18 protein-coding genes and 1 pseudogene are annotated in these 23,638 nt (G+C 73.5%); 15 read left to right on the top strand and 4 right to left on the bottom strand.

Annotated elements, in window-relative coordinates:
• Window positions 1–24: 24 nt before the first annotated feature.
• Window positions 25–621 (top strand): Uma2 family endonuclease, encoded by a 597-nt coding sequence (locus BS72_RS24540; protein ID WP_407639011.1) that lies wholly within the window; start codon window positions 25–27, stop codon window positions 619–621.
• A 16-nt stretch (window positions 622–637) separates the two neighbouring features.
• Here the strand turns inward: BS72_RS24540 and BS72_RS24545 are convergent, their stop codons facing one another.
• Entirely contained in the window at window positions 638–1,897 is a 1,260-nt protein-coding gene (locus BS72_RS24545; protein WP_037913643.1) for a PucR family transcriptional regulator, read from the bottom strand.
• 171 nt (window positions 1,898–2,068) lie between these two features.
• Between BS72_RS24545 and BS72_RS24550 the strand changes: the two genes are divergently transcribed.
• From BS72_RS24550 to BS72_RS24595, 11 genes and pseudogenes are all read left to right on the top strand, one after another.
• The gene (locus tag BS72_RS24550) at window positions 2,069–2,998 is read left to right on the top strand and encodes a proline dehydrogenase family protein (protein ID WP_037913645.1); all 930 of its coding nucleotides are present in this window, start codon (window positions 2,069–2,071) and stop codon (window positions 2,996–2,998) included.
• Between the two features lie 249 nt (window positions 2,999–3,247).
• Window positions 3,248–4,879, top strand: a complete 1,632-nt coding sequence (pruA, locus tag BS72_RS24555; RefSeq protein WP_037913648.1) for an L-glutamate gamma-semialdehyde dehydrogenase — start codon at window positions 3,248–3,250, stop codon at window positions 4,877–4,879.
• A 479-nt stretch (window positions 4,880–5,358) separates the two neighbouring features.
• Window positions 5,359–5,496, top strand: a complete 138-nt coding sequence (locus tag BS72_RS37480; protein ID WP_198545947.1) for a hypothetical protein — start codon at window positions 5,359–5,361, stop codon at window positions 5,494–5,496.
• A gap of 138 nt (window positions 5,497–5,634) precedes the next feature.
• Complete coding sequence (locus tag BS72_RS24560; RefSeq protein WP_037913650.1) at window positions 5,635–6,678, top strand: 3-isopropylmalate dehydrogenase; 1,044 nt, start codon at window positions 5,635–5,637, stop codon at window positions 6,676–6,678.
• Window positions 6,679–7,008: 330 nt separating this feature from the next.
• On the top strand, window positions 7,009–8,097 hold the full coding sequence (locus BS72_RS24565; protein WP_037913652.1) for a branched-chain amino acid aminotransferase: 1,089 nt from the start codon (window positions 7,009–7,011) through the stop codon (window positions 8,095–8,097).
• A 420-nt stretch (window positions 8,098–8,517) separates the two neighbouring features.
• Window positions 8,518–10,131, top strand: a complete 1,614-nt coding sequence (gene cimA / locus BS72_RS24570) for a citramalate synthase (protein WP_037913655.1) — start codon at window positions 8,518–8,520, stop codon at window positions 10,129–10,131.
• Between the two features lie 399 nt (window positions 10,132–10,530).
• Window positions 10,531–10,929 carry a GNAT family N-acetyltransferase gene (locus BS72_RS24575; RefSeq protein ID WP_078901906.1) on the top strand — a complete coding sequence of 133 codons (399 nt, stop codon included), beginning with the start codon at window positions 10,531–10,533 and terminating at the stop codon, window positions 10,927–10,929.
• Window positions 10,930–10,996: 67 nt separating this feature from the next.
• On the top strand, window positions 10,997–12,097 hold the full coding sequence (locus tag BS72_RS24580; protein ID WP_051952021.1) for an HpcH/HpaI aldolase/citrate lyase family protein: 1,101 nt from the start codon (window positions 10,997–10,999) through the stop codon (window positions 12,095–12,097).
• Entirely contained in the window at window positions 12,094–13,002 is a 909-nt protein-coding gene (locus tag BS72_RS24585; RefSeq protein WP_051951626.1) for an HpcH/HpaI aldolase/citrate lyase family protein, read from the top strand. Before BS72_RS24580 ends, BS72_RS24585 begins: the two co-directional genes overlap by 4 nt.
• A gap of 137 nt (window positions 13,003–13,139) precedes the next feature.
• Window positions 13,140–14,723 (top strand): acyl-CoA carboxylase subunit beta, encoded by a 1,584-nt coding sequence (locus BS72_RS24590; protein WP_037913662.1) that lies wholly within the window; start codon window positions 13,140–13,142, stop codon window positions 14,721–14,723.
• Window positions 14,724–14,824: 101 nt separating this feature from the next.
• Window positions 14,825–15,068: pseudogene (locus tag BS72_RS24595) on the top strand (acyl-CoA carboxylase epsilon subunit).
• A 237-nt stretch (window positions 15,069–15,305) separates the two neighbouring features.
• On the opposite strand, the gene gltX reads toward BS72_RS24595, so the two are convergent.
• The 3 genes from gltX to BS72_RS24610 form a co-directional block, all read right to left on the bottom strand.
• The gene (gene gltX, locus BS72_RS24600) at window positions 15,306–16,817 is read right to left on the bottom strand and encodes a glutamate--tRNA ligase (protein WP_037913665.1); all 1,512 of its coding nucleotides are present in this window, start codon (window positions 16,815–16,817) and stop codon (window positions 15,306–15,308) included.
• Window positions 16,810–17,604 carry a fumarylacetoacetate hydrolase family protein gene (locus tag BS72_RS24605; protein ID WP_037913667.1) on the bottom strand — a complete coding sequence of 265 codons (795 nt, stop codon included), beginning with the start codon at window positions 17,602–17,604 and terminating at the stop codon, window positions 16,810–16,812. The genes gltX and BS72_RS24605 overlap by 8 nt, the downstream gene beginning before the upstream one ends.
• Window positions 17,605–17,797: 193 nt before the next feature.
• Complete coding sequence (locus BS72_RS24610; RefSeq protein WP_037913668.1) at window positions 17,798–18,046, bottom strand: hypothetical protein; 249 nt, start codon at window positions 18,044–18,046, stop codon at window positions 17,798–17,800.
• An 820-nt stretch (window positions 18,047–18,866) separates the two neighbouring features.
• On the opposite strand from BS72_RS24610, the gene BS72_RS24615 reads away from it, so the two are divergent.
• From BS72_RS24615 to BS72_RS24620, 3 genes are all read left to right on the top strand, one after another.
• A complete protein-coding gene (locus tag BS72_RS24615) occupies window positions 18,867–21,959 on the top strand; it encodes a sensor histidine kinase (RefSeq protein WP_322942480.1) in 3,093 nt (1,030 codons plus the stop codon).
• A 338-nt stretch (window positions 21,960–22,297) separates the two neighbouring features.
• Window positions 22,298–23,143 carry a hypothetical protein gene (locus tag BS72_RS37485; RefSeq protein WP_198546042.1) on the top strand — a complete coding sequence of 282 codons (846 nt, stop codon included), beginning with the start codon at window positions 22,298–22,300 and terminating at the stop codon, window positions 23,141–23,143.
• 9 nt (window positions 23,144–23,152) lie between these two features.
• Window positions 23,153–23,566, top strand: a complete 414-nt coding sequence (locus tag BS72_RS24620) for a roadblock/LC7 domain-containing protein (protein WP_037917493.1) — start codon at window positions 23,153–23,155, stop codon at window positions 23,564–23,566.
• Window positions 23,567–23,638: the final 72 nt, after the last annotated feature.

The raw sequence follows: 23,638 nt of genomic DNA on the forward strand, positions 1-23,638 counted from the left end.
AACACTGCGGACATCATCCCGTCCATGGGAGGAATCATGACTGCCGACGAACTCCCGGCCTGGGTCTTTCCCCCGCCGGGCGGTTTCACCGCGGACGATTTGGACCGCATCCCCGATCTCCCGCCGCACACCGAGCTGATCGACGGGAGCCTCGTCTTCGTGAGTCCGCAGAAGAGTTTCCACGCGCTGGTACTGGACCTGCTCGTCTATGGACTGCGCTCACAGGCACCGGCGGAGCTCCGGGTGCGCCGGGAAATGAGCGTCGTACTGAACCGGGGCAACAGGCCTGAGCCCGACCTCTGCGTGGTGCGGGCAGAGGCGGTCCTGGAGTCGGCGGACGAGACCGCGTATCGGGCCGAGGACGTCGTGCTCGCCATCGAGGTGGTCTCCCCCGAGTCACGGGAGCGGGACAACAAGCGCAAGCCGCAGCTCTACGCGGAGGCGGGGATTCCGCACTTCTGGCGGATCGAGCAGGGCACGGGGCGCCGACCGGTTGTCTACGTCTACGAACTGGACCGGGTGACCGGCGGCTACGTTCCGACCGGCATCCACCACGACCGGTTGAAGCTGGGCTACCCCTTCACCGTCGACATCGACCTCACGGAGATCGACGCCATGTGAGCCCGGCCGGTGCCGCCTACAACCGTGCCGCCTTCAGTGCCATGTGCAGCAGCAGCCGGGCCTCGCCGCTCGCGAGGTCGAGGCCGGTGAGCTGCTCGATCCGGGACAGCCGGTAGTAGAGGGTCTGGCGGTGGATCGCGAGGGCCGTCGCGGTACGGCCGGCCTGGCCCGCGTGGTCGAGGAACACCTCGGCGGTATGGGCGAGTTCGCGGTGCGCCTCGGTCAGCAGCGGGGCCACCGCCGGGTCCGGCGGCGTCCCCGGCGGCAGCGCGGTGAGCAGCCGGTAGGGGCCCAGCCCGGACCACTTCGCGACGGGCGCGAGCGCGGGTTCGGCGCGCGCCGCCCGGGCCGCCGCCACGGCCTCCTGCCATGCCCGCGGGAGCTCGGCCAGGTCGACGCGCGAGTCGCTCACCCCGGCCACCGGCCCGCCCTGGTCGGCCGGCGCCGGCTCGCCGCCGCCCAGCGCGGCCAGCACCCGGACCGCCGCCGAGCGGGCCGGCGCCAGTACGTGCGGCGACCGCAGCCGCACCAGCACCGCCACCACGCCCGCAGGCCCCCAGCCGGGCACCCGGGTGATCACCGCGGCGCCCGGCACCGTCCGCGCCCCGGGCAGGTCACCGCCGTCCGGCTCCTCGGCCTCCGCCCACACCGCCGTGCGCGCCAGCCGCTTGCCGGCGCGGGCGCCCGGGGGAGTGGCGCACACCAGCGCGTGCGGCAGCTCGGAGTCGGCGCCCAGCGCCTTGCGCAGGTCGTCCTCCGCGTCGTCCCGTCCGGAGCGGGTGACCGCGGTGAGCAGCGCGCGCAGTGCCCGCGCGCCCTCCTCGCCGGCCCCGGCCAGCGCGGCCAGCCGACCGCCGATGCGGGCGGCCACCGCCATCGCCGCGTCGAGCTGTGCGGGGGAGTGCTCCGCCTCGTCCAGCAGCCACACGTATCCGTGGACCACGCCGCCGTACCGCACGGGCAGGCAGAGCCGGCCGCGGAAGACGCCGGCCGAGGGGGCGGCGGGGATGCGCACCGGGCCGGTGGCCCTGGCGATGCCGAACCGCTCGAACCAGGCCCGCACCTCGGCCGTCGAGCGGCGGGTGAGGATCGAGCGGGTGCGCACCGGATCGACGGCCGAGTCGTCGTCGCTGTCGTGCACGCCGAAGGCGATCAGGCGGAAGTCGCGGTCCTCCAGCGTCGCCGGCGCGCCGAGCAGCGCCGAGACCTCGTCCACCAGCTCCTGGAAACCACCGTAGTCAGCGGGCACCCGTCCATTGTCCCCCACCGGCCTCATACATCTGTATGACGGACGCCGCCCGGATGCGTGACAGGTGTCGATGGTCCGGGCGGTTACGGGTCCCTACATTCACGGTGACGGCACCCTTTCCGCCACGGAACCGCTACAGCGCTCCTCCTGGGGGAAGGCGTGCCGCAGTGCCCGTTTCCGCACCGCCAGGAGGACCCCGTGCTCGGTCCCGTTCTGCTCGCCGCGTCGCGCAGCGACCGCATGCGCCGCGTTGTGGCGTCCGCGCCCGTCACCCGTCCGGTGGTACAGCGGTTCATCGCCGGTGACGACCTCCACCCGGCCCTGGACACCGTCCGCGCGCTGGTCGACTCCGGACTCCACATCACGCTCGACCACCTGGGTGAGGACGTCACCGACCGGGCCACTGCCCAGGCCACCCGCGACGCCTACCTGCGGCTGCTGGAGACGCTGGCCGACGCCGGGCTCGCCGAGCGGGCCGAGGTCTCGGTGAAGCTCTCCGCGTTCGGCCAGGCGCTGCCCGACGGCGGCCACGACATCGCGCTGGAGAACGTCCGCCCGGTGGCCGAGCTGGCCAGCACGCACGGCACCACCGTCACACTCGACATGGAGGACCACACCACCGTCGACTCGACGCTGGCCGTCCTGCGCGAGCTGCGCCGCGACCACCCCGGCACCGGCGCCGTCATCCAGTCGTACCTCTTCCGCACCGAGGACGACGCCCGCGCGCTGGCCGTCGAGGGCTCGCGGGTACGGCTGGTCAAGGGCGCCTACAAGGAGCCCGCCTCCGTCGCCTTCCAGGACCGCCGCGAGGTCGACCGCGCCTACGTACGGGCGCTGCGCATCCTCTTCGAGGGCAGCGGCTACCCGATGGTCGGCTCGCACGACCCGCGGATGATCGCCATCGCCCAGGAACTGGCCGCCCGCACCGGCCGCACGCCCGGCCAGTACGAGTTCCAGATGCTCTACGGCATCCGTACCGCCGAGCAGCGGCGGCTCGCCGACGCCGGTGAGCGGATGCGCGTGTACGTGCCGTACGGCGCAGACTGGTACGGGTACTTCATGCGCCGGCTCGCCGAGCGCCCCGCCAACCTCGCCTTCTTCCTGCGCTCCTTCGCTCCCGGCCGCTGAAGCCGAGCGGCCGACCCCGAGCCGCCGACCCCGAGCCGCCGGAAGCCGGCCTTGAAGTCCGGCCGCCGAACCCGGCCGCCGGCGACAGCCGCCGGACCCGGCCCGCCCGCCCCGGACCCGCCCGTCGACCCTGACGACCCCGACGGGTCCGGGCGGCCGGTCCCCGAAAACCCCCGGACCCGCCGGACCCGCGCGACGCGCCCCCGGTGGCCCGCACCCCCCGCCCGACCCACGAGGAGGCAACGCTCCATGGACGCTGTGACCCAGGTCCCCGCCCCGGTCAACGAGCCGGTGCACACGTACGCGCCCGGCAGCGCGGAACGCGCTCGGCTGGAGGCCAGGCTCAAGGAGCTGGCCGGCAACCCGATGGACCTACCCATGGTCATCGGCGGGCAGGAGCGCATGGGCGGCGGCGACCGCTTCGACGTCGTCCAGCCGCACAACCACGCGGCCCGCCTGGGCACCTACGCCAACGCCACCACCGACGACGCCCGCGCCGCCGTCGACGCCGCGCTCGCCGCCGCGCCCGGCTGGCGGGCCACCTCCTTCGACGACCGCGCCGCGATCATCCTGCGCGCCGCCGAGCTGCTGTCCGGCCCCTGGCGGGAGACGCTGGCCGCCTCCACCATGCTCGGGCAGTCCAAGACCGTGCAGCAGGCCGAGATCGACAGCCCCTGCGAGCTGGTCGACTTCTGGCGGTTCAACGTGCACTACGCCCGGCAGATCCTCGCGGAGCAGCCGGTCGCCAACGCGCCGGGGGTGTGGAACCGGCTCGACCACCGCCCGCTGGAGGGCTTCGTCTACGCGGTCACGCCGTTCAACTTCACCGCCATCGCGGGCAACCTGCCCACCGCCCCGGCGCTGATGGGCAACGTCGTGGTGTGGAAGCCGTCGCCGACCCAGACCCACTCGGCCGTGCTGCTGATGCGCCTGCTGAAGGAGGCCGGACTGCCCGACGGCGTCATCAACCTCGTCACCGGCGACGGCATCGCCGTCTCCGAGGTCGTCCTCCCCCACCGGGACCTGGCCGGCATCCACTTCACCGGCTCCACGAAGACCTTCCAGTACCTGTGGAAGACGGTCGGCGAGAACATCGAGGGCTACCGCTCCTACCCGCGGATCGTCGGCGAGACCGGCGGCAAGGACTTCCTCGTCGCGCACCCCTCCGCCGACCCGGCGGTGCTGAAGACCGCGCTGACCCGCGGCGCCTTCGAGTACCAGGGCCAGAAGTGCTCGGCCACCTCCCGCGCCTACGTCCCGCGCTCGCTGTGGGAGGGCGGCTTCAGGCAGGAGTTCGCCGCCGAGGTCGACGGCATCACCATGGGCGACGTCACCGACCTGTCGAACTTCGTCGGCGCCCTCATCGACGAGCGGTCCTTCGCCAAGAACAAGGCCGCCATCGACCGCGCCAAGGCCGACCCGACGGTCGAGGTCGTGGCCGGCGGCACCTACGACGACTCGGTCGGCTACTTCGTCCGGCCCACCGTGCTGGCCTGCACCGACCCGGAGAACGCGGTCTTCCGCGAGGAGTACTTCGGCCCGGTCCTCGCCGTCCACGTGTACGAGGACGCCGAGTACGACGCGATGCTCGCCCAGATGGAGTCGGTCGCCGACTACGCCCTCACCGGCTCGGTGATCGCCCGCGACCGCGCGGCCGTCGCCCACACCATGGACGTGCTCCGCTACGCGGCCGGCAACTTCTACATCAACGACAAGTCCACCGGGGCCGTCGTCGGCCAGCAGCCCTTCGGCGGTGCGCGGGCCTCCGGCACCAACGACAAGGCCGGCGCGGCGCAGAACCTCATGCGCTGGACGTCCACCCGGGCGATCAAGGAGGCGCTGCTCCCGCCCACGGACTACCGCTACCCGCACCAGGGCTGACCTTTCCGGCCCGCCAGCCCGGCCCGCCGTCCCTGACCTCGGCGGGCCGCCCGGCCCCGCCCCCGCCTCCCACGCCCCGAGGAGACGGGGCGGCTCCACGTCCAGGCGTGCCGAGGGCGAGCGCGTCCGCGCCCGAACGGGTGAGGTGCGTCTCAGATACTAGGAAGTCCGAGTAATTCCGCAGACACGGCCGGGCTGTTGTTCTAGCGTGGAACAAGAGCCGAACGTGGCCGCCCGACCGGGCGACCGGCGGATCGAGCCCGGTGCCACCGCATGGCGGGTCACCCCCCGCGGCGCCGTTCTCCGCCGCGCGTTCCGGCAGCCGCTGTTGTCCCACACCGTTCACCACCGCCCGCCACCGCCTGCCGCGGCCGCCCGGAACCGGGCCACCGTACGAGCGGGTGGAGGGGCGGTGCCCACCGGCCGACCGCCGGCGCGGAACCCTCAGCAGCCCCGTTTCTCCCTGGAGTTGGTATCCCATGGACGAGAACGCCCGCCAGAACGCCCTGCGCGCCCTCCAGCGCTCCATGGACCGCCGCGACAACGGCGGCTCCACCGGCCACGAACGCGCGCACGAGCAGCTCCACGACCGCGACCACGACCACGACGGCCGCTGACCCGGCAGCTGACCCGGCCGCCGTCCTACCCGCCGGCGGCGGTGGGGCCCGCGCACGCCGCGTCACGGTGCGCGACATCGATGTCCGGCATCCGGACATCGCATGTCACAAGGCAAGACGCGGAGTAGGGTGCCCTGCATGTCTCGCAGCATCAGCCTCGCAGTGATCCCCGGTGACGGAATCGGCCAGGAGGTCGTCGCGGAGGGCCTCAAGGTCCTCTCTGCGGTCCTTCCGCAGGAAACCAAGCTGGAGACCAAGGAGTACGACTTCGGCGCCAAGCGGTACCACCGCACCGGCCAGACCCTCACCGACGAGGACCTCGCCGACCTCAAGCCCCACGACGCCATCCTGCTCGGCGCGATCGGTGACCCCTCCGTGCCGTCCGGTGTGCTGGAGCGCGGGTTCCTGCTGAAGCTGCGGTTCGCCTTCGACCACCACGTGAACCTCCGGCCCAGCCGGCTCTTCCCGGGTGTGGCCACCCCGCTGGCGGGGGCGCCCGAGATCGACTTCGTGGTCGTCCGCGAGGGCACCGAGGGCCCGTACACCGGCAACGGCGGCGTGATCCGGACCGGCACCCCGCACGAGGTCGCCACCGAGGTCAGCCTCAACACCGCCTACGGCATCGAGCGGGTGGTGCGCGACGCCTACGCCCGCGCCCAGGCCCGCCCGCGCAAGAAGCTCACGCTGGTCCACAAGAACAACGTGCTGGTCCACGCCGGCCACCTGTGGACCCGCGTCTTCCAGGCCGTCGGGGCCGAGTACCCCGACGTCACCACCGACTACCTGCACGTGGACGCGGCGACGATCTTCCTCGTCACGCAGCCCGAGCGGTTCGACGTGATCGTCACCGACAACCTCTTCGGTGACATCATCACCGACCTCGCCGCGGCCGTCTCCGGCGGCATCGGCGTGGCCGCGAGCGGCAACATCAACCCCAGCCGCGAGTTCCCCTCGATGTTCGAGCCCGTCCACGGCTCGGCCCCGGACATCGCCGGCCAGTCCAAGGCCGACCCGACCGCCACCGTCCTGTCCGTCGCCCTGCTCCTGCGGCACCTGGGCTACGACGCGGAGGCCGCCCGGGTCGAGGCCGCGGTCCAGGCCGACCTGGCCGAGCGGGGCACCCTTCCCGCCCGCTCCACCGTGGAGATCGGCGACGCCCTGGCCGCCCGGGTCTCCGGCTGATCCGGCGGCACCCACCGCGGTAACCGTCCCCCGTCCCGGGCGCGCCCCCGCGTCCTGACGCCGCACCGGCCCGCTGAGCCCCTCCGGGGCCCGGCGCCGGGCGGCCCCGTCGTACCGCGCCCGCGGCCCTCCGGCCGCGGGCGCCTCGGCGAGCCTTCGCGCCCGCCGGCACCCGCCGCTGCCTCCGGCCGTTCAGGTCGGGGCGGCGGGGGGAGGTCACTCCGCCCCGTCCTGCTGCGATAATCGGAACGGGGCCGCAGTGCGGCGGGAAAGTCGGACGTCCTAGCACCTTGGACCGGACGCCACGCGAACACGTTGAAGGAACCAGACATGACGACGTCCACGATCGAGCTCAAGCCCTCCTCCCACCTGCTGCCCGACGCCGAACGGGAGGCGATCCTCGCCAACCCCGGCTTCGGCCGCCACTTCACCGACCACATGGTGTCGATCAAGTGGACCGAGGGCCGCGGCTGGCACGACGGCCAGCTCGTGCCGTACGCGCCGCTCTCCATCGACCCGGCGAACATGACGCTGCACTACGCGCAGACCATCTTCGAGGGCCTCAAGGCGTACCGGCAGCCCGACGGCTCGGTGGCCACCTTCCGCCCCGAGGCCAACGCCCTGCGCTTCCAGGCCTCCGCGCGCCGGCTGGCCATGCCCGAACTGCCGGTGGAGACCTTCATCGAAGCCGTCGAGGTGCTGGTCCGGCAAGACTCCGCCTGGGTGCCCGAGTCCGGTGAGGCGTCGCTCTACCTGCGCCCGTTCATGTTCGCCACCGAGGTCGGCCTGGGCGTGCGCCCGTCCAACGAGTACACCTTCCTGGTCATCGCCTCCCCGGCCGGCGCCTACTTCTCCGGCGGCGTCAAGCCCGTCTCCGTGTGGCTGTCCGAGGAGTACGTGCGCGCCGCCCCCGGCGGCACCGGCGCGGCCAAGGCCGGCGGCAACTACGCCGCCTCGCTGGTCGCCCAGGCCCAGGCCGCCGAGAAGGGCTGCGACCAGGTGGTCTGGCTCGACGCGATCGAGCGCCGCTGGGTGGAGGAGATGGGCGGGATGAACCTGTACTTCGTGTACGGCGACCGCATCGTCACCCCCGAGCTGTCCGGCTCGCTGCTGCCCGGCATCACCCGCGACTCGCTGCTGACCATCGCCGCCGACCTCGGCTACCAGGTGGCCGAGGAGCGGATCAGCGTCGAGGACTGGAAGCGCGGCAACGAGGACGGCACCCTCACCGAGGTCTTCGCCTGCGGCACCGCCGCGGTGATCACCCCCGTCGGCTCGGTGAAGTCCACCCGCGCCGACTGGACCGTCGCCGACGGCGAGCCCGGCGAGGCCACCATGCGGCTGCGCAAGGCACTGCTCGACATCCAGACCGGCCGCGCCGCCGACCCGCACGGCTGGATGCACCCGCTGAGCGCGTGACGCCCCCCGCTCGGGGCGGCCCCCCGACCGGGGGCCGCCCTGAGCCGCGTCCGGCACGCCGCGGGAGCGAGGTCCCGCCCCGGACGGGCGCCCCCGGTGAGGCCTGGGCCAGAACGTGAGACGGGGGTTCCCCGTGGCCGGGAATGTGGCAGACTGCCGACGTGTCCTCGTACGCCCTGATTATTGGCAGCAGGCACGCCGGTCCGCAGTGACGCCCTGACTGACCCCAGTAGGACGCCATCGTGCCCCAGACCCGCGTGCAGACCTCTCGCATCCGCGAGAGGTTTTTTCGTTTCCCGGCCCACCCGCGCCGGGGGCGTTCCGCACGAGGGGCGAGGGGGCAAGTGGAGTCGGAACCTCCGGACGGCAGCCCGCGCGGCCCGGAGGCCACCCCGTCCACCGACAGGAGTTGCATCAGCCATGACCGCCGAACGCGACGACGGCTTCCACGTCTTCGACACCACCCTGCGCGACGGCGCCCAGCGCGAGGGCATCAACCTCACCGTCGCCGACAAGCTCGCCATCGCCCGGCACCTGGACGACTTCGGCGTGGGCTTCATCGAGGGCGGCTGGCCGGGGGCCAACCCCCGGGACACCGAGTTCTTCGCGCGCGCCGCCGCCGAACTCGACCTGCGCCACGCCACCCTCGTCGCCTTCGGCGCCACCCGCCGGGCCGGCGGCTCGGCCGCCGAGGACCCGCAGGTGCGGGCGCTGCTGGAGTCGGGCGCCCCGGTGGTCACCCTCGTCGCCAAGGCACACGACCGGCACGTCGAACTCGCCCTGCGCACCACGCTGGAGGAGAACCTGGCGATGGTCCGGGACACCGTCTCCCACCTGGTGGCCCAGGGCCGGCGGGTCTTCGTCGACTGCGAGCACTTCTTCGACGGCTACCGCGCCAACCCCGAGTACGCCACCTCCGTCGTCGCCGCCGCGCACGAGGCCGGCGCCTCCGTGGTGGTGCTGTGCGACACCAACGGCGGCATGCTGCCCGCCCAGGTGGGCGCCGTCACCGCCGAGGTGCTCGCCGCCACCGGCGCCCGGCTCGGCATCCACGCCCAGGACGACACCGGCTGCGCGGTCGCCAACAGCCTCGCCGCCGTGGACGCCGGCGCCACCCACGTGCAGTGCACCGCCAACGGCTACGGCGAGCGGGTCGGCAACGCCAACCTCTTCCCGGTGGTCGCCGCCCTGGAGCTGAAGCAGGGCCGGCGGGTGCTGCCCGAGGGCTCGCTCGGCGAGATGACCCGCATCTCCCACGCCATCGCCGAGATCGTCAACCTGCCGTCCTCCACGCACCAGCCGTACGTGGGCGTGTCGGCGTTCGCGCACAAGGCAGGACTGCACGCCTCCGCGATCAAGGTCGACCCCGACCTCTACCAGCACATCGACCCCGAGCAGGTCGGCAACACCATGCGGATGCTGGTCTCCGACATGGCCGGCCGCGCCTCCATCGAGCTCAAGGGCAAGGAGCTCGGCATCGACCTCGGCGGCGACCGCGAGGTGGTCGGCCGTGTGGTGGAGCGGGTCAAGGAGCGCGAGCTCAAGGGCTACACCTACGAGGCCGCCGACGCCTCCTTCGCGCTGCTGCTCCACGACGAGCTGCAGCGGTCCCGCACCGGCGAGGAGCCCGGCCGCTTCTTCCGCACGGAGTCCTGGCGCGTCATCACCGAGGACCGGCCCGACGGCACGCACGCCAACGAGGCCACGGTGAAGCTGTGGGCCAAGGGTGAGCGCATCGTCGCCACCGCCGAGGGCAACGGCCCGGTCAACGCCCTGGACCGGGCGCTGCGGGTGGCCCTGGAGCGGATCTACCCGCAGCTCGCCGGCTTCGCGCTGGTCGACTACCGGGTGCGCATCCTCGAAGGCCGTTCCGGCACCGACTCCACCACCCGGGTGCTCATCACCACCAGCGACGGCGGCGCCGAGTGGTCCACGGTCGGCGTCGCCGACAACGTGATCGCCGCGTCCTGGCAGGCACTCGACGACGCCTACGCCTACGGCCTGCTGCGGGCCGGCCTGGAACCGGGGGAGTAGCGGCCGCCGGCACCAGGCCGACGCCCCCGGAGCGGGCGCGTGCCGAGCGGTGCGCACGCCGTGCCACCAGCGCACGGCGCCGGGCGGCGGGCGGCGGGCGGCAGGCAGGCGGTGGCGTGCGGCGGGCGGCCGGTGGCGGGAAACCCGGTGGGTCCGGACCGCCCGCGCCCCTACCCTGCCCACCATGACCGATGCAGCGGATCGTTTCGCCGACAAGGCCGGCCGGCCACCGGTACCCCGCGCCCGCCCCGCCGACGCCGACCGGGCGGGCGCGGCGGACGGGCCGAGAGGGCGGGCGCGGCCGGCGGGGTGGGCGCGGGGGCCGCGGTGGTGCGGCCGGCCCGGCCCGGGGACGCCGCGGCCATCGCTCACGTCCACGTCGCCTCGCGTGAGAGCACCATGCCCTACCTCCCGCCGCGCCGCCGCAGCGACGCCGAGGTGGTGGCCTGGGTCGCCGAGGTGATGCTGCCGGGGTCCGCCGTGTGGGTGGCCGAGGACCCGGTAGGCGCGGTCGTCGGGTACGCGGCGGTGGCGGGGGAGGTGCTGGAGCACCTGTACCTGCTGCCCGGCGTGCTGCGCCGGGGCATCGGCTCGCGGCTGCTGGAACAGGCCCGGCGGCACCGGCCCGGCGGCCTGACCCTGCACGTCTTCCAGCGGAACACCGGCGCCCGGGCCTTCTACGCCCGCCACGGCTTCACGGTGGTGGACCTGGACGACGGTTCGCGGAACATGGAGCACGAGCCCGCCATGACGCTGCGCTGGGAACCGGTGACCAACGGCACACCTACCGACGGGTAACCGGTGGGGGTGCCGGAGCCGTAGGGTGAGCGCCGGACCCTCGACCGCGATCCACCGGGAGATGCGTATGCGCTCGGCGAAGGACTTCTTCCGCCCGCTGGCCGTCGGGGCGCCGGCCCCCCTCAGGGAGGTCCCGTTCCGCCCGTCACGGATGATCCACTTCTTCGACCCCGGCAACGAGAAGATGGCCGCGAAGGTGCCCGCCCTCGTCCCGCAGGTCGACGTACTGCTCGGCAACCTGGAGGACGCCGTGCCCGCCGACCGCAAGGAGGCCGCGCGGGCCGGGCTGCTGAGGACCGCCCGCGCCACCGATCTGGGCGCCACCCAGCTGTGGACCCGGATCAACAGCCTCGACTCGCCCTGGGCGCTGGACGACCTGCTCACCCTCGTCCCCGGCATCGGCGACCGGCTCGACGTCGTCATGGTCCCCAAGGTCGAGGGCGCCCAGGACATCCACTACGTCGACCGGCTGCTGGCCCAGCTGGAGGCGAAGGCGGGGCTGACCCGGCCGGTCCTGGTGCACGCCATCCTGGAGACCGCCGCCGGGGTGGCCAACGTCGAGGAGATCGCCGGTGCCAGTCCGCGCATGCAGGGCATCTCGCTCGGCCCCGCCGACCTCGCCGCGAGCCGCCGGATGAAGACCACCCGGGTGGGCGGCGGCCATCCGGGCTACCTCGTCCGCGAGGACCCCGCCCCCGGCGCCCCCGCCGACGCCCCGCGCGCCTCCCACCAGCAGGACCTGTGGCACTACACGCTCGCCCGGATGGTCGACGCCTGCGCGGCGCACGGAATCCTCCCCTACTACGGGCCGTTCGGCGACATCCGGGACACCACCGCCTGCGAGGACCAGTTCCGCAACGCCTTCCTGCTCGGCTGCGTCGGCGCCTGGACCCTCCACCCGGCGCAGATCCCGCTGGCCCGCCGGGTGTTCTCGCCCGACCCGGCGGACGTCGCCTGGGCCCGCCGGGTGATCGCCGCCATGGGCGACGGCACCGGCGCGGTGATGATCGACGGCAGGATGCAGGACGACGCCACGTACAAGCAGTGCCAGGTGGTCGCCGGCCTCGCCGACGCCCTCGCCGCCCGCGACCCCGAACTCGCCCGCGCCTACGCCCGCGCCCACATCCACACCGACGCCTACGACACCGCCACGGAGGCCGCCCGATGACCAGCCCCGCCGCCCCCGCCCCCGCCGGAGGCGCCGACCCGGCCGGCCCCCGCCCGCGCCGCTCGGTGCTGTACATGCCCGGCGCCAACGCGCGCGCCCTGGAGAAGGCCAGGACCCTCCCCGCCGACGCGCTGATCCTGGACCTGGAGGACTCCGTCGCCCCCGACGCCAAGGCCGAGGCACGCGAACGGGTCGCCGCCGCGGTGGCCGGCGGCGGCTACGGCCACCGCGAGGTCGCCGTCCGGGTGAACGCCCCCGGCACCCCCTGGTACGCCGACGACCTGCGGGCCGCCGCCGCGGCCGGACCGGACGCGGTCGTGGTGCCCAAGGTGGAGTCGGCCGCGACCGTCCGCGAGGTCGAGCAGGCGCTGGAGGCGGCGGGCGCCCCCGGGCACACCGCCGTCTGGGCCATGCTGGAGACCCCGCTGGGGCTGCTGGACGCCCGCGCGGTGGCCGCCGCCTCGCCCCGGCTGGCCGTCCTCGTCATGGGCACCAACGACCTCGTGAAGGAACTGCGCGCCGAACACGTCCCCGGCCGCGCGCCGCTGCTCGCAGCGCTCTCCCTCGCGGTCCTCGCCGCCCGCGCGGCGGGCAAGACCATCTTGGACGGTGTCTACAACGACGTGACCGATCTGCCGGGCTTCGAGGAGGAGACCCGCCAAGCCCGGCAGCTCGGCTTCGACGGCAGGACGCTGATCCACCCGCGCCAGATCGAACCCTGCAACCGCGTCTTCAGCCCCGCCCCGGAGGAGGTCGAACGCGCCGGACGGATCATCGCCGCCTTCGAAGATGCCACGTCACAGGGGCGCGGCGTGGTCACGGTGGACGGCCGGATGGTCGAGAACCTGCACGTGGAGGAGGCCAGGCGGGTACTCGCGCTGGCCGCTGCGGTGGCCGGCCGCTGACCCGGGCGGCCGACCCGGGGGCCGGTGTCCTCGGGCCGGTCGCCGGGCGTGACTGTCGGGTTCCACCATGAAGTGCCCGAGGACACTGTACGAAGTCGATGGCCCGTTCCGTGGGCTTTCGCTCGTAGTGTCGATACATGACCACATCGCAAGAGGTGCCTGTCACGGCGGACGACGCCCACGGGCGCGTCGCCGAACTCCGAGCGATCCGCGAGGAGGTGCGGCGGGGGCCGAGCGAGAAGGCGACCGAGGCCCAGAGGGCCAAGGGGAAGCTCACGGCCCGCGAGCGGATCGACCTCCTGCTGGACGAGGACTCCTTCCACGAGGTGGAGGGGCTGCGCCGGCACCGGGCGACCGGGTTCGGGCTGGAGGGCAAGCGCCCCTACACCGACGGTGTGATCACCGGCTGGGGCACCGTGCACGGCCGGACGGTGTTCGTCTACGCGCACGACTTCCGGATCTTCGGCGGAGCCCTCGGCGAGGCGCACGCCCAGAAGATCCACAAGATCATGGACATGGCCATCTCGGCCGGCGCGCCCCTGGTCTCCCTCAACGACGGGGCCGGCGCGCGTATCCAGGAGGGCGTCTCCGCGCTCGCCGGCTACGGCGGCATCTTCCAGCGCAACACCCGCGCCTCCGGCGTCATCCCGCAGATCTCGGTGATGCTCGGCCCGTGCGCGGGCGGCGCCGCCTACTCCCCGGCGCTCACCGACTTCGTGTTCATGGTCCGCGAGACCTCGCAGATGTTCATCACCGGCCCCGACGTCGTCAAGGCCGTCACCGGTGAGGACATCACGCAGAACGGCCTGGGCGGCGCCGACGTGCACGCCGGCATCTCCGGCGTCTCGCACTTCGCGTACGACGACGAGCAGCACTGCCTCGAAGAGGTCCGCTACCTGCTGTCGCTGCTGCCGCAGAACAACCGCGAGAACCCGCCGGCCGTGGAGTGCGCCGACCCCGTCGAGCGGCGCGGTGACTCGCTGCTGGACCTGGTGCCCGCCGACGGCAACCGCGCCTACGACATGCACAAGGTCATCGAGGAGATCGTCGACGACGGCGAGTACCTGGAGGTCCACGAGCGCTGGGCCACCAACATCATCGTGGCGCTGGCCCGGCTCGACGGCCAGGTGGTCGGCATCGTCGCCAACCAGCCCGCCTCGCTGGCCGGCGTCCTCGACATCGAGGCGTCCGAGAAGGCCGCCCGCTTCGTGCAGATGTGCGACGCCTTCAACATCCCGATCGTCACCCTTCTGGACGTCCCCGGCTTCCTCCCCGGCGTCTCCCAGGAGCACGGTGGGATCATCCGGCACGGAGCGAAGCTGCTCTACGCGTACTGCAACGCCACCGTGCCGCGGATCTCGCTGATCCTGCGCAAGGCCTACGGCGGCGCGTACATCGTGATGGACTCCCAGTCCATCGGCGCCGACCTCACCTACGCGTGGCCGACCAACGAGATCGCGGTGATGGGCGCCGAGGGCGCGGCCAACGTGATCTTCCGCCGGCAGATCGCGGGGGCCGACGACCCCGAGGCGATGCGGTCCCGGATGGTGAAGGAGTACAAGGCCGAGCTGATGCACCCGTACTACGCCGCCGAGCGCGGCCTGGTGCACGACGTCATCGACCCGGCCGAGACCCGCGAGGTGCTCATCCACTCGCTGGCCATGCTCCGTACGAAGCACGCCGACCTGCCCTCCCGCAAGCACGGCAACCCGCCGCAGTGACCCGCCGCGGGGCGCCCGGCCCGCCGGACGCCCCGCAACCCCGCCCACTGCCACCGCCGCCGTCCGCCACCGCGGTCGGCGGCACACCACTGGAGACCATCGTGAGTACTCCCGCAGACGCCCCCGAACGCCCCCTCGATACCGCCCCCGGCCTCGACCTCTCCATAGTGCGCGTCGAGAAGGGCCACGCCGACGCCGAGGAGCTGGCCGCGCTCACCGCGCTGCTGCTCGCCCGCGCCGCCGCCGCGGGCACGCCGCCCCGCCCGCCCGGCCCGCTCCACCGCCGGCTGGCGCCGGCTGGAGCGCACCCCCGGCTTCCGCGCCCCGCACTCCTGGCAGGGCTGAGCCCCTGCCGGTCCTGCCCGCCGGCTGAGCCCGCCGCGGGCCGCCGGCTGAGCCGTTCGCGAGCCCCCGGCCGAGCCCGGGCAGGGCCCGCCGCCCGGCTGCCGGCCCGCGCCGCGCGACCCGCCCGTCCCGTCCTGTGACGCGTGACCTGTGGCACCCGTGCGGCGCCCCCCCCATGACGAACAACGGCGGCGCCCCCGCGAAGGGGGCGCCGCCGTCGGCGTTCAGGCGGGCGGGTCAGCCGGCGAGGCGGGCCAGCGCCGCGTCGATCCGGGCCAGCGTCCGCTCCCTGCCGAGCACCTGGAGCGACTCGAACAGCGGCAGCCCCACCGTCCGGCCGGTGACGGCCACCCGGACCGGCGCCTGCGCCTTGCCGAGCTTGAGGCCGTGCGCCTCGCCCGCCACCAGCACCGCGTCCTTCAGCGGCTCCGGCGCCGACCAGTCGGCCGCCGCCAGGTTCTCCCGGGCGGTGCGCAGCAGCGCGTCCGAGCCCTCCTTCATCGCCTTCGTCCACGACGCCTCGTCGAAGACCGGCTCGGGCAGGAAGAGGAAGTCGACGTTGGCGGTGATGTCCGACAGCACCGTCAGGCGGGTCTGCGCGTGCGGCGCGACGGCCTGCCAGGCCGCCTCGTCGAACGCCTCCGGCGCCCAGGGCGCGAAGGGCGCGCGGAGCCACGGCTCGCACGCGTCGGCGAAGGCCTTCACGTCCAGCAGCCGGATGTGGTCGGCGTTGATCGCCTCGGCCTTCTTCAGGTCGAACCGCGCCGGGTTGGCGTTCACGTCGGCGATCTCGAACCGCTCCACCAGCTCGTCGAGCGAGAAGACGTCCTGGTCCGCCGAGAACGACCAGCCCAGCAGCGAGAGGTAGTTGAGCAGCCCGTCGGGCAGGAAGCCGCGCTCCCGGTAGAGGTTGAGGGAGGCCTGCGGGTCGCGCTTGGAGAGCTTCTTGTTGCCCTCGCCCATCACGTACGGCAGGTGGCCGAAGAGCGGGGTGCCGCCGGTGCCGACGCCCAGCTCCGCCAGTGCCTCGTACAGCGCGATCTGCCGCGGGGTGGAGGAGAGCAGGTCCTCGCCGCGCAGCACGTGGGTGATCCCCATCAGCGCGTCGTCGACCGGGTTCACCAGCGTGTAGAGGGGGGCGCCGTTGGCGCGGACGATGCCGTAGTCCGGCACGTTCTCCGGGGCGAAGGACAGCTCGCCGCGGACCAGGTCGGTGAAGGTGACGGTGCGGTCGGGCATCCGGAAGCGGACGATCGGGTCGCGCCCCTCCGCCCGGTAGGCGGCACGCTGCCCGTCGGTCAGGTCGCGGCACTGCCCGTCGTAGCCGGAGGGGCGGCCGGCCGCGCGGGCCGCCTCGCGCCGGGTCTCCAGCTCCTCGGCCGAGCAGTAGCACTCGTAGGCGCGGCCGGCCTCCAGCAGCCGGCGGGCCACGTCCGCGTACACGTCCATCCGCTGCGACTGGCGGTACGGCGCGTACGGGCCGCCGACCTCCGGGCCCTCGTCCCAGTCCAGGCCGAGCCAGCGCATCGCGTCCAGCAGCCGGCCGTAGGACTCCTCGGAGTCGCGGGCCGCGTCGGTGTCCTCGATGCGGAAGACCAGCGTGCCGTGGTGGTGCCGGGCGAAGGCCCAGTTGAACAGGGCGGTGCGGACCAGGCCGACATGCGGGTTGCCGGTCGGGGAGGGGCAGAACCGGACGCGGACCGGCGTGTCGCCGGGAGCCGGGGCCGCGGGGGAGGTGGCGCTAGCCACGCGAGACGACCCTGTTGGTGAGGGTGCCGATGTTCTCGATGGTCACCGAGACCTCGTCGCCGGGGTTGAGCGGGCCGACCCCGGCCGGGGTGCCGGTGAGGATGACGTCGCCGGGCAGCAGCGTCATCGCCTCGGTGATGTTGACGACGAGCTCCTCGATGCCGTGCAGCATCTGCCGGGTCCGTCCGGCCTGCCGCAGCTCGCCGTTGACCGTCGCGGTGACAGCCAGGTCACCCGCAGCGTCGAGGTCCAGCGAGGTCTCGATCCACGGGCCCAGCGGGCAGGAGGAGTCGAAGCCCTTCGCGCGCGCCCACTGCTTCTCGGCGCGCTGGGTGTCCCGGGCGGTCACGTCGTTCGCGCAGGTGTAGCCGAGGATCACGTCCTTGACCCGTTCGCGCGGCACGTCCCGGCACAGCCGGCTGATGACGACCGCCAGCTCCGCCTCGTGGTGCACCTCCTGCGAGAAGGAGGGGTACACGATCGGGTCCCCGGGGCCGATCACCGAGGTGGAGGGCTTGAAGAAGGCCCACGGGGCGTCGGGCACCTCGTTGCCGAGCTCGGCGGCGTGGGCCGCGTAGTTGCGGCCGATGGCGACGACCTTGTTCGGCAGCACCGGCGGCAGCAGCCGGACCTTGGCCAGCGGGACCTTGGTGCCGGACAGCTCGAACTCGCCGAACGGCACGCCCTTCATGATGTCGATGACGAGTCCGTCGGGGCCGTCGGCGGGGTCACCCTCGACTGACCCGAACCCGACGTTGCCGTCGATGGAGAACCTGGCGATGCGCATGGCACTCAGCCTAGTGCCGTGACCGGCGCGGTTCCCTCCGGCGGCGGCGCGCCCCGGGTAGGTGCGGGCGCGCGGCCCGGACTACGCGGAGCACGGGAACCGGGATGCGACGCGACGGGTGCGTGCGGGCGCGCGCCCCGGACATCAGAGGCACCCGGGGCGGACGGTCGTCCGCCCGTCCTGGCCGCGGCCCTCAGGAGGCTTCGGGCACCCGCGGCTCGGGCAGGCGGTCCAGGACCGTCCGGCGCGGGTTGGCGGTGCGCTGCGGCAGCGTGCGCGGCTCCGCCGGCCCGGCGACCGGCGCCGCGTCTGCCACGTCCTGCTGCTCCCGAGGGGTGCCGCCGGACAGGACGACGGCCAGCTCGGAGACGTCCTTGAGGTGCGCCAGCGTGGTGCGGCGCGGGTTGGCGAGCTTCTGACGGGAGTTCAGGGTGGTCTTCATCGGCCGTGGGGACCTCGGGTCTCGAAGAGCGGTAACCGGCGGGCCCGCGTGCCGGTCGGGCGGCGCGCCGTGCGAGGCGTGCCGTGCGGGGCGCCTCGAAGGCGGCGTGAACCGGGCCGGTTTCCGCGACGGTTCGGTAAACCACCAGCGTAATGCGGCCGTTTCCCGCGGGACACGGCCGCATTCGCCTGACGGGTTGTGATTTTCCTCACGGAGTGTCCGACAGAAGCCGCGTTGCGGACATTCCGTCCCAGAGGTGTGTTCCGACATCTCGTACGGAAAGCCGCAAGGGGGGTGCGATCGCCCCCCGTCGAGTGCTCGAACACCCCTGGATGGGGTTACCGAAGCGGCTCTCGTGCTGGTCGATATGCCCGGAATCGACGTTCCGTCGTTCGACGCTGCGTACTTGGACCATCGCGACCAGTGACACATTCCAGGAGCTGGGCTGCGGGCCTTGTTGGGAGATCAGGCACTGTGCTGGAATTCCCCGGACCGCCGCATCACATCGGCTGCGCGCAGGGGGCGCGCACGATCACCGAGCGGCGGTGGAGGACACGTCTGCCGTCCCGCGATCCGGGGTGGGCCAGAACCCTTCTGAGTGTGCCCCCATGACTCGACACCGTCCTTCCCCGTCTGTGCGGCGGGAAGGGCGCCTGGTCCAGAGGTTGCGACGCTAGTGCAGGGACGTTTCAAGAGGGACAGCGGCGCCGCGGGTGACCCGGAGCAGCCGTCGGCCGGAACCGGCGGCGGTCCCGCGCAGGGCGCGGAGGACTCCGCGGCCGCCGCGCCGGCCACCGGTGCGGCCCCCGCGAGGACGGGCATGCCCAGCGGGATGGAGGCCGGGAAGATCACCGGCGCCGGCGTCAGGCCCGGCCCCCGAATAGCCATGCGCAACTGGCGCATCAGCACCAGACTCGTCTCCCTGCTCGCCCTCCCCGTGGTCACCGCCTCCGCCCTCGGCGGTCTGCGCATCAACAGCTCGGTGGACAACATCCACCAGCTGGAGCACATGAAGACGCTGACCGACATCACGGAGCACGCCACCGACCTGGCCGCGGCGCTCCAGGAGGAGCGCGACAGCTCGGCGGGACCGCTCTCCGCGGGCCGGACCGACGACGACAACGTGGCCGGCAGCCGGCAGGCCACCGACCGCGAACTGAAGCTCTACGAGCAGGCCACCGACGACGTCTCGGACACCGACCCCGTCTACAGCGGCGTCCGCGCCACCCTGGTGGCCATCGGCGGCCAGCTCGCCACCCTCCAGGAGATCCGCGGCCAGGCCTACAGCCAGGAAGCCGGCATCGCGCAGACCGTCTCCGAGTACGACGGCCTGATCACCTCCCTGCTGTCCCTCTCCCAGGACATGGCCCAGGCCACCAGCAACCCGGAGATGATCAAGGCCACCCGGGCGCTGGCCGCCTTCTCGTCGGCCAAGGAGTACGAGTCCATCCAGCGCGCCGTGATCAGCGCCGCGTTCGCCACCGGCGGCCAGCTGGACGCCGACAACTACCAGACGGTGAAGTGGGCGGCGGCCGACGAGTCCACCGCGCTCACCCGGTTCCAGAAGGTCTACGGCACCGACTCGGCCACCCTGCTGCGGCCCATCGAGGGCGGCAGCGACCCCATCTCGAACCACGACAACGTCCGCGAGCGCATCGCCGGCTCGCAGAACGCGATCAGCAAGATCGGCGGCATGTCGTACCTCGACTGGGACGATGGCGCGAAGACCAAGATCGACGCGATGAACCAGATCGAGCGCTCGCTGCTCAACGAGATGCAGCAGAAGTCGATCAAGCTGCGCGACGAGGCCAAGCAGGAGGCGCTGATCTCCGGCGCGATCATCCTGCTCGTCCTCGGCGTGGCCGTCATCGGCGCGTTCGTCGTGGCCCGCTCGATGATCCGCTCGCTGCGCCGGCTCCAGCAGACCGCCCAGGACGTCGCCCAGAAGCGGCTGCCCGAGCTGGTCAAGCAGCTCTCCGAGGCCGACCCCCAGGACGTCGACACCTCCGTCGAGTCGATCGGCATCAACAGCCGCGACGAGATCGGCCAGGTGGCCCGCGCCTTCGACGAGGTCCACAGCGAGGCCGTCCGGCTGGCCGCCGAGCAGGCCCTGCTGCGGGGCAACGTCAACGCGATGTTCACCAACCTCTCGCGCCGCAGCCAGGGCCTCATCCAGCGTCAGCTGTCGCTCATCTCCGAACTGGAGTCCCGCGAGGCCGACCCGGACCAGCTCTCCTCGCTCTTCAAGCTCGACCACCTCGCCACCCGTATGCGCCGCAACGGTGAGAACCTGCTGGTCCTCGCCGGTGAGGAGCCGGGCCGCCGGTGGACCCGCCCGGTCCCGCTGGTCGACGTGCTGCGCGCCGCCGCGTCCGAGGTGGAGCAGTACGAGCGGATCGAGCTGACCTCCGTGCCCTCGGCCGAGGTCACCGGCCGCATCGTCAACGACCTCGTGCACCTGCTCGCCGAGCTGCTGGAGAACGCCACGTCGTTCTCCTCCCCGCAGACCAAGGTGCGCGTCACCGGCCACTCGCTGCCCGACGGCCGGGTGCTCATCGAAATCCACGACACCGGCATCGGACTGTCCCCCGAGGACCTGGCCGACATCAACGAGCGGCTGGCCAACCCGCCGACGGTGGACGTCTCCGTCTCACGCCGCATGGGCCTGTTCGTGGTCGGCCGGCTGTCCCTGCGCCACGGCATCCGCATCCAGCTGCGCCCGTCGGACTCCGGCGGCACCACGGCGCTGGTCATGCTGCCGGTGGACGTCACGCAGGGCGGCGCGGCCAAGAACGGCGCACCCGGCACCCGCCCCGCGGGCGCCCAGGCGGCGGCCGGCGCCGGCATCGCCGGTGCCTTCGGCAACGCCCCGCAGGCGGTCGGCCGGTCCCAGCGCGGCCAGGTGGGCGGCGCCCTGCGGCCCGCGCTGCCGGGCGCCGGCCAGCCCGGCGGCCCGGGCACCCCCGGTGGCCCCGACGGCCCCCGCAGCAGGGCGGCCCGCGCTGGACGGCCCCGGAGGGCGGTCGTGGTCCGGGTGAGGACACCCCGCGCGGCCACGAGGACGTCGAGGCGCAGACCGCGTTCGACGGCTTCGAGCGGCAGTTCGACCAGTCCGCGTCGTCGGCCCGCGGCGAGCTGCCGCAGGCCGGCCCCGCCGCCGCGGCCGGCCCGGCCCAGCAGGGCCAGCAGGGCCAGCAGGGCGGGTTCGCGCCGCCGCAGCCGCAGTCGACCGGCCCGTCCGGCTTCCGCTCCGACGTCTTCGGCGGCCGCCCCGGCCCGACGCCCCGGCGCGGCCAGAGCGACACCGGGTCCTTCCCGCGCCTCGGCGGCCCCGGCGACACCGCGCAGTTCCCGGCGGTGTCCGACGACGGTCCGGCCCAGGACCGGAACGGCCGGCAGGACCAGAACGGCCCGCAGGGCGCGCAGGGCAGGGGGCCGGCACGCGGCCGGCTGCCGCAGCGCGGCAACCGCGGCCAGCAGGGCACCCCCGGGTGGGACCCGGCCGAGCAGCAGCAGGACCCGTTCGCGCCCGCGGGCGGCGGACGGGGCCCGGCGGCCGGAGGCCAGGGCGGTACGGGCCAGTTCCCGGTGCAGGGCGGCCAGGGTGGTCCGGGCGACACCGGCCAGTTCCCCGTACAGGGTGGTCCGGGTGACACCGGGCAGTTCCCCGCGCACGGCGGCCAGGGTGGTTTCCAGGACCGGCGTCCCGGTGACACGGGGGCGTTCCCGGTGCCCGGTGCTCCGGGTGACACGGGCCAGTTCCCGGCGGCGCGCGATGGCGAGGGGGCCCCGAGGGCCTTCCTGGGCCCGCGCCCGGGTGACACGGGGGCGTTCCCGGTGCCCGGTGCTCCGGGTGACACCGGTCAGTTCCCGGCGGCGCGCGGCGACGAGCGGGCCCCGAGGGCGCGCCTGAACCCGCGTGTGGGTGACCCCGGGTCGTTCCCGACACCCGGTGGTCCCGGCGGCACGGGGCAGGTTCCGGCTCAGTCCGGCCAGGGCGGTACCGGTCGGTTCCCGATGGAGAGCGGCCAGGGCGGTCCCGGTGACACCGGTCAGTTCCCGGTGCAGGGTGGTCCGGGTGACACGGGTCAGTTCCCGGTGCACGGTGGCCAGTCCGGCCAGTCCGGCCAGTCCGGCCAGGGCGGTACCGGTCGGTTCCCGATGGAGAGCGGCCAGGGCGGTCCCGGTGACACGGGTCAGTTCCCGGTGCAGGGTGGCCAGGGTGCTCCGGGCGACACGGGTCAGTTCCCGGTGCTCGGTAGCCAGGGCGGTCCGGGTGACACCGGGCAGTTCCCGGCGCCCGGCGTTCCCGCGCCGCAGTTCCAGCGGCCCGGCACCAGCCGTCCCGGCGGCCCGCCGTCCGGCGCCGGCCCCGAGGGCGGACCGATGTACCCCGCCCGTCCCCAGGGCGGCCAGCAGTACGACCTGACGGCCGGCCACGGGAGCGTGCCCGCCGGCTACGGGCAGGGCGGCCTGGAACAGCAGCAGCAGTCGGCCGAGCCGATGGCGCTGCCGCCGGCCCCGACCCGGGGCGACGAGCCGACGCCGATCTTCGCCGCGATCGAGTCCGACTGGTTCCGCACCGGCCAGGCCGAGCGGATGCAGCAGATCCACGTGGAGCAGGGCAACCGCGGCCCGCAGGCCCCGCCGCCCCGGCCGGTCGGCCGCACCGCGCCTCCGCAGCGGCGCCCCGGCCCGGGCGCGCAGCGGCCCATGGCCACCGGTCCGACCGGACCGCAGCCGGCCGCGACCGCGCAGCCGGCCTCCCCGGCGCCCGTGGCCCAGCCGCTGCCGCGGGAGACGCCGAACTGGCGCACCTCGCCCAACGACGAGCTGCGCCAGCGGGCCGAGGCGATCCGGCAGCCGGCCGCAGGCGGGGTCACCCCGTCCGGCCTGCCCCGCCGTGTCCCGCGGGCCAATCTCGTCGCCGGAGGGGCGACCCAGCAGCAGGCCCCCCAGGGCGGCCCGCAGATCTCCCGTGCCCCCGACGACGTGCGTGGACGTCTGACCAACCTCCGCAGGGGTATCCAGCAAGGCCGCCAGGCCGGGAACAACACCGACGGCCGTGGTATCGGCATGAACAACCAGGAGCGCTAGTTGAGTGCGATGAGCCAGGCGGCACAGAATCTGAACTGGTTGATCACCAACTTCGTGGACAACACCCCGGGGGTGTCCCACACGGTGGTGGTCTCCGCCGACGGCCTGCTGCTTGCGATGTCTGATGGTTTCCCGCGTGATCGTGCTGATCAGTTGGCGGCGGTGGCTTCGGGGTTGACGTCGTTGACGGCTGGTGCGTCCCGCATTTTCGAGGGCGGGAGTGTGAACCAGACGGTGGTGGAGATGGAGCGGGGTTTCCTGTTCATCATGTCGGTTTCGGATGGTTCGTCGTTGGCGGTGCTGGCGCATCCGGAGTGTGACATCGGCTTGGTGGGTTACGAGATGGCCCTCCTCGTCGACCGGGCCGGTGCCGTCCTCACCCCTGACCTGAGGGCCGAACTGCAGGGCAGCCTGATGAACTAGGCCGCCCTGGCGGCCCGCCTCCTCGGGCCGCGGCACCGCACCACAAACAGAACGTTCCCGTTATTCCGCACC

Origin of the sequence: Actinacidiphila yeochonensis CN732 (assembly GCF_000745345.1) — a bacterium.
GTDB classification, from domain to species: Bacteria; Actinomycetota; Actinomycetes; order Streptomycetales; family Streptomycetaceae; genus Actinacidiphila; species Actinacidiphila yeochonensis.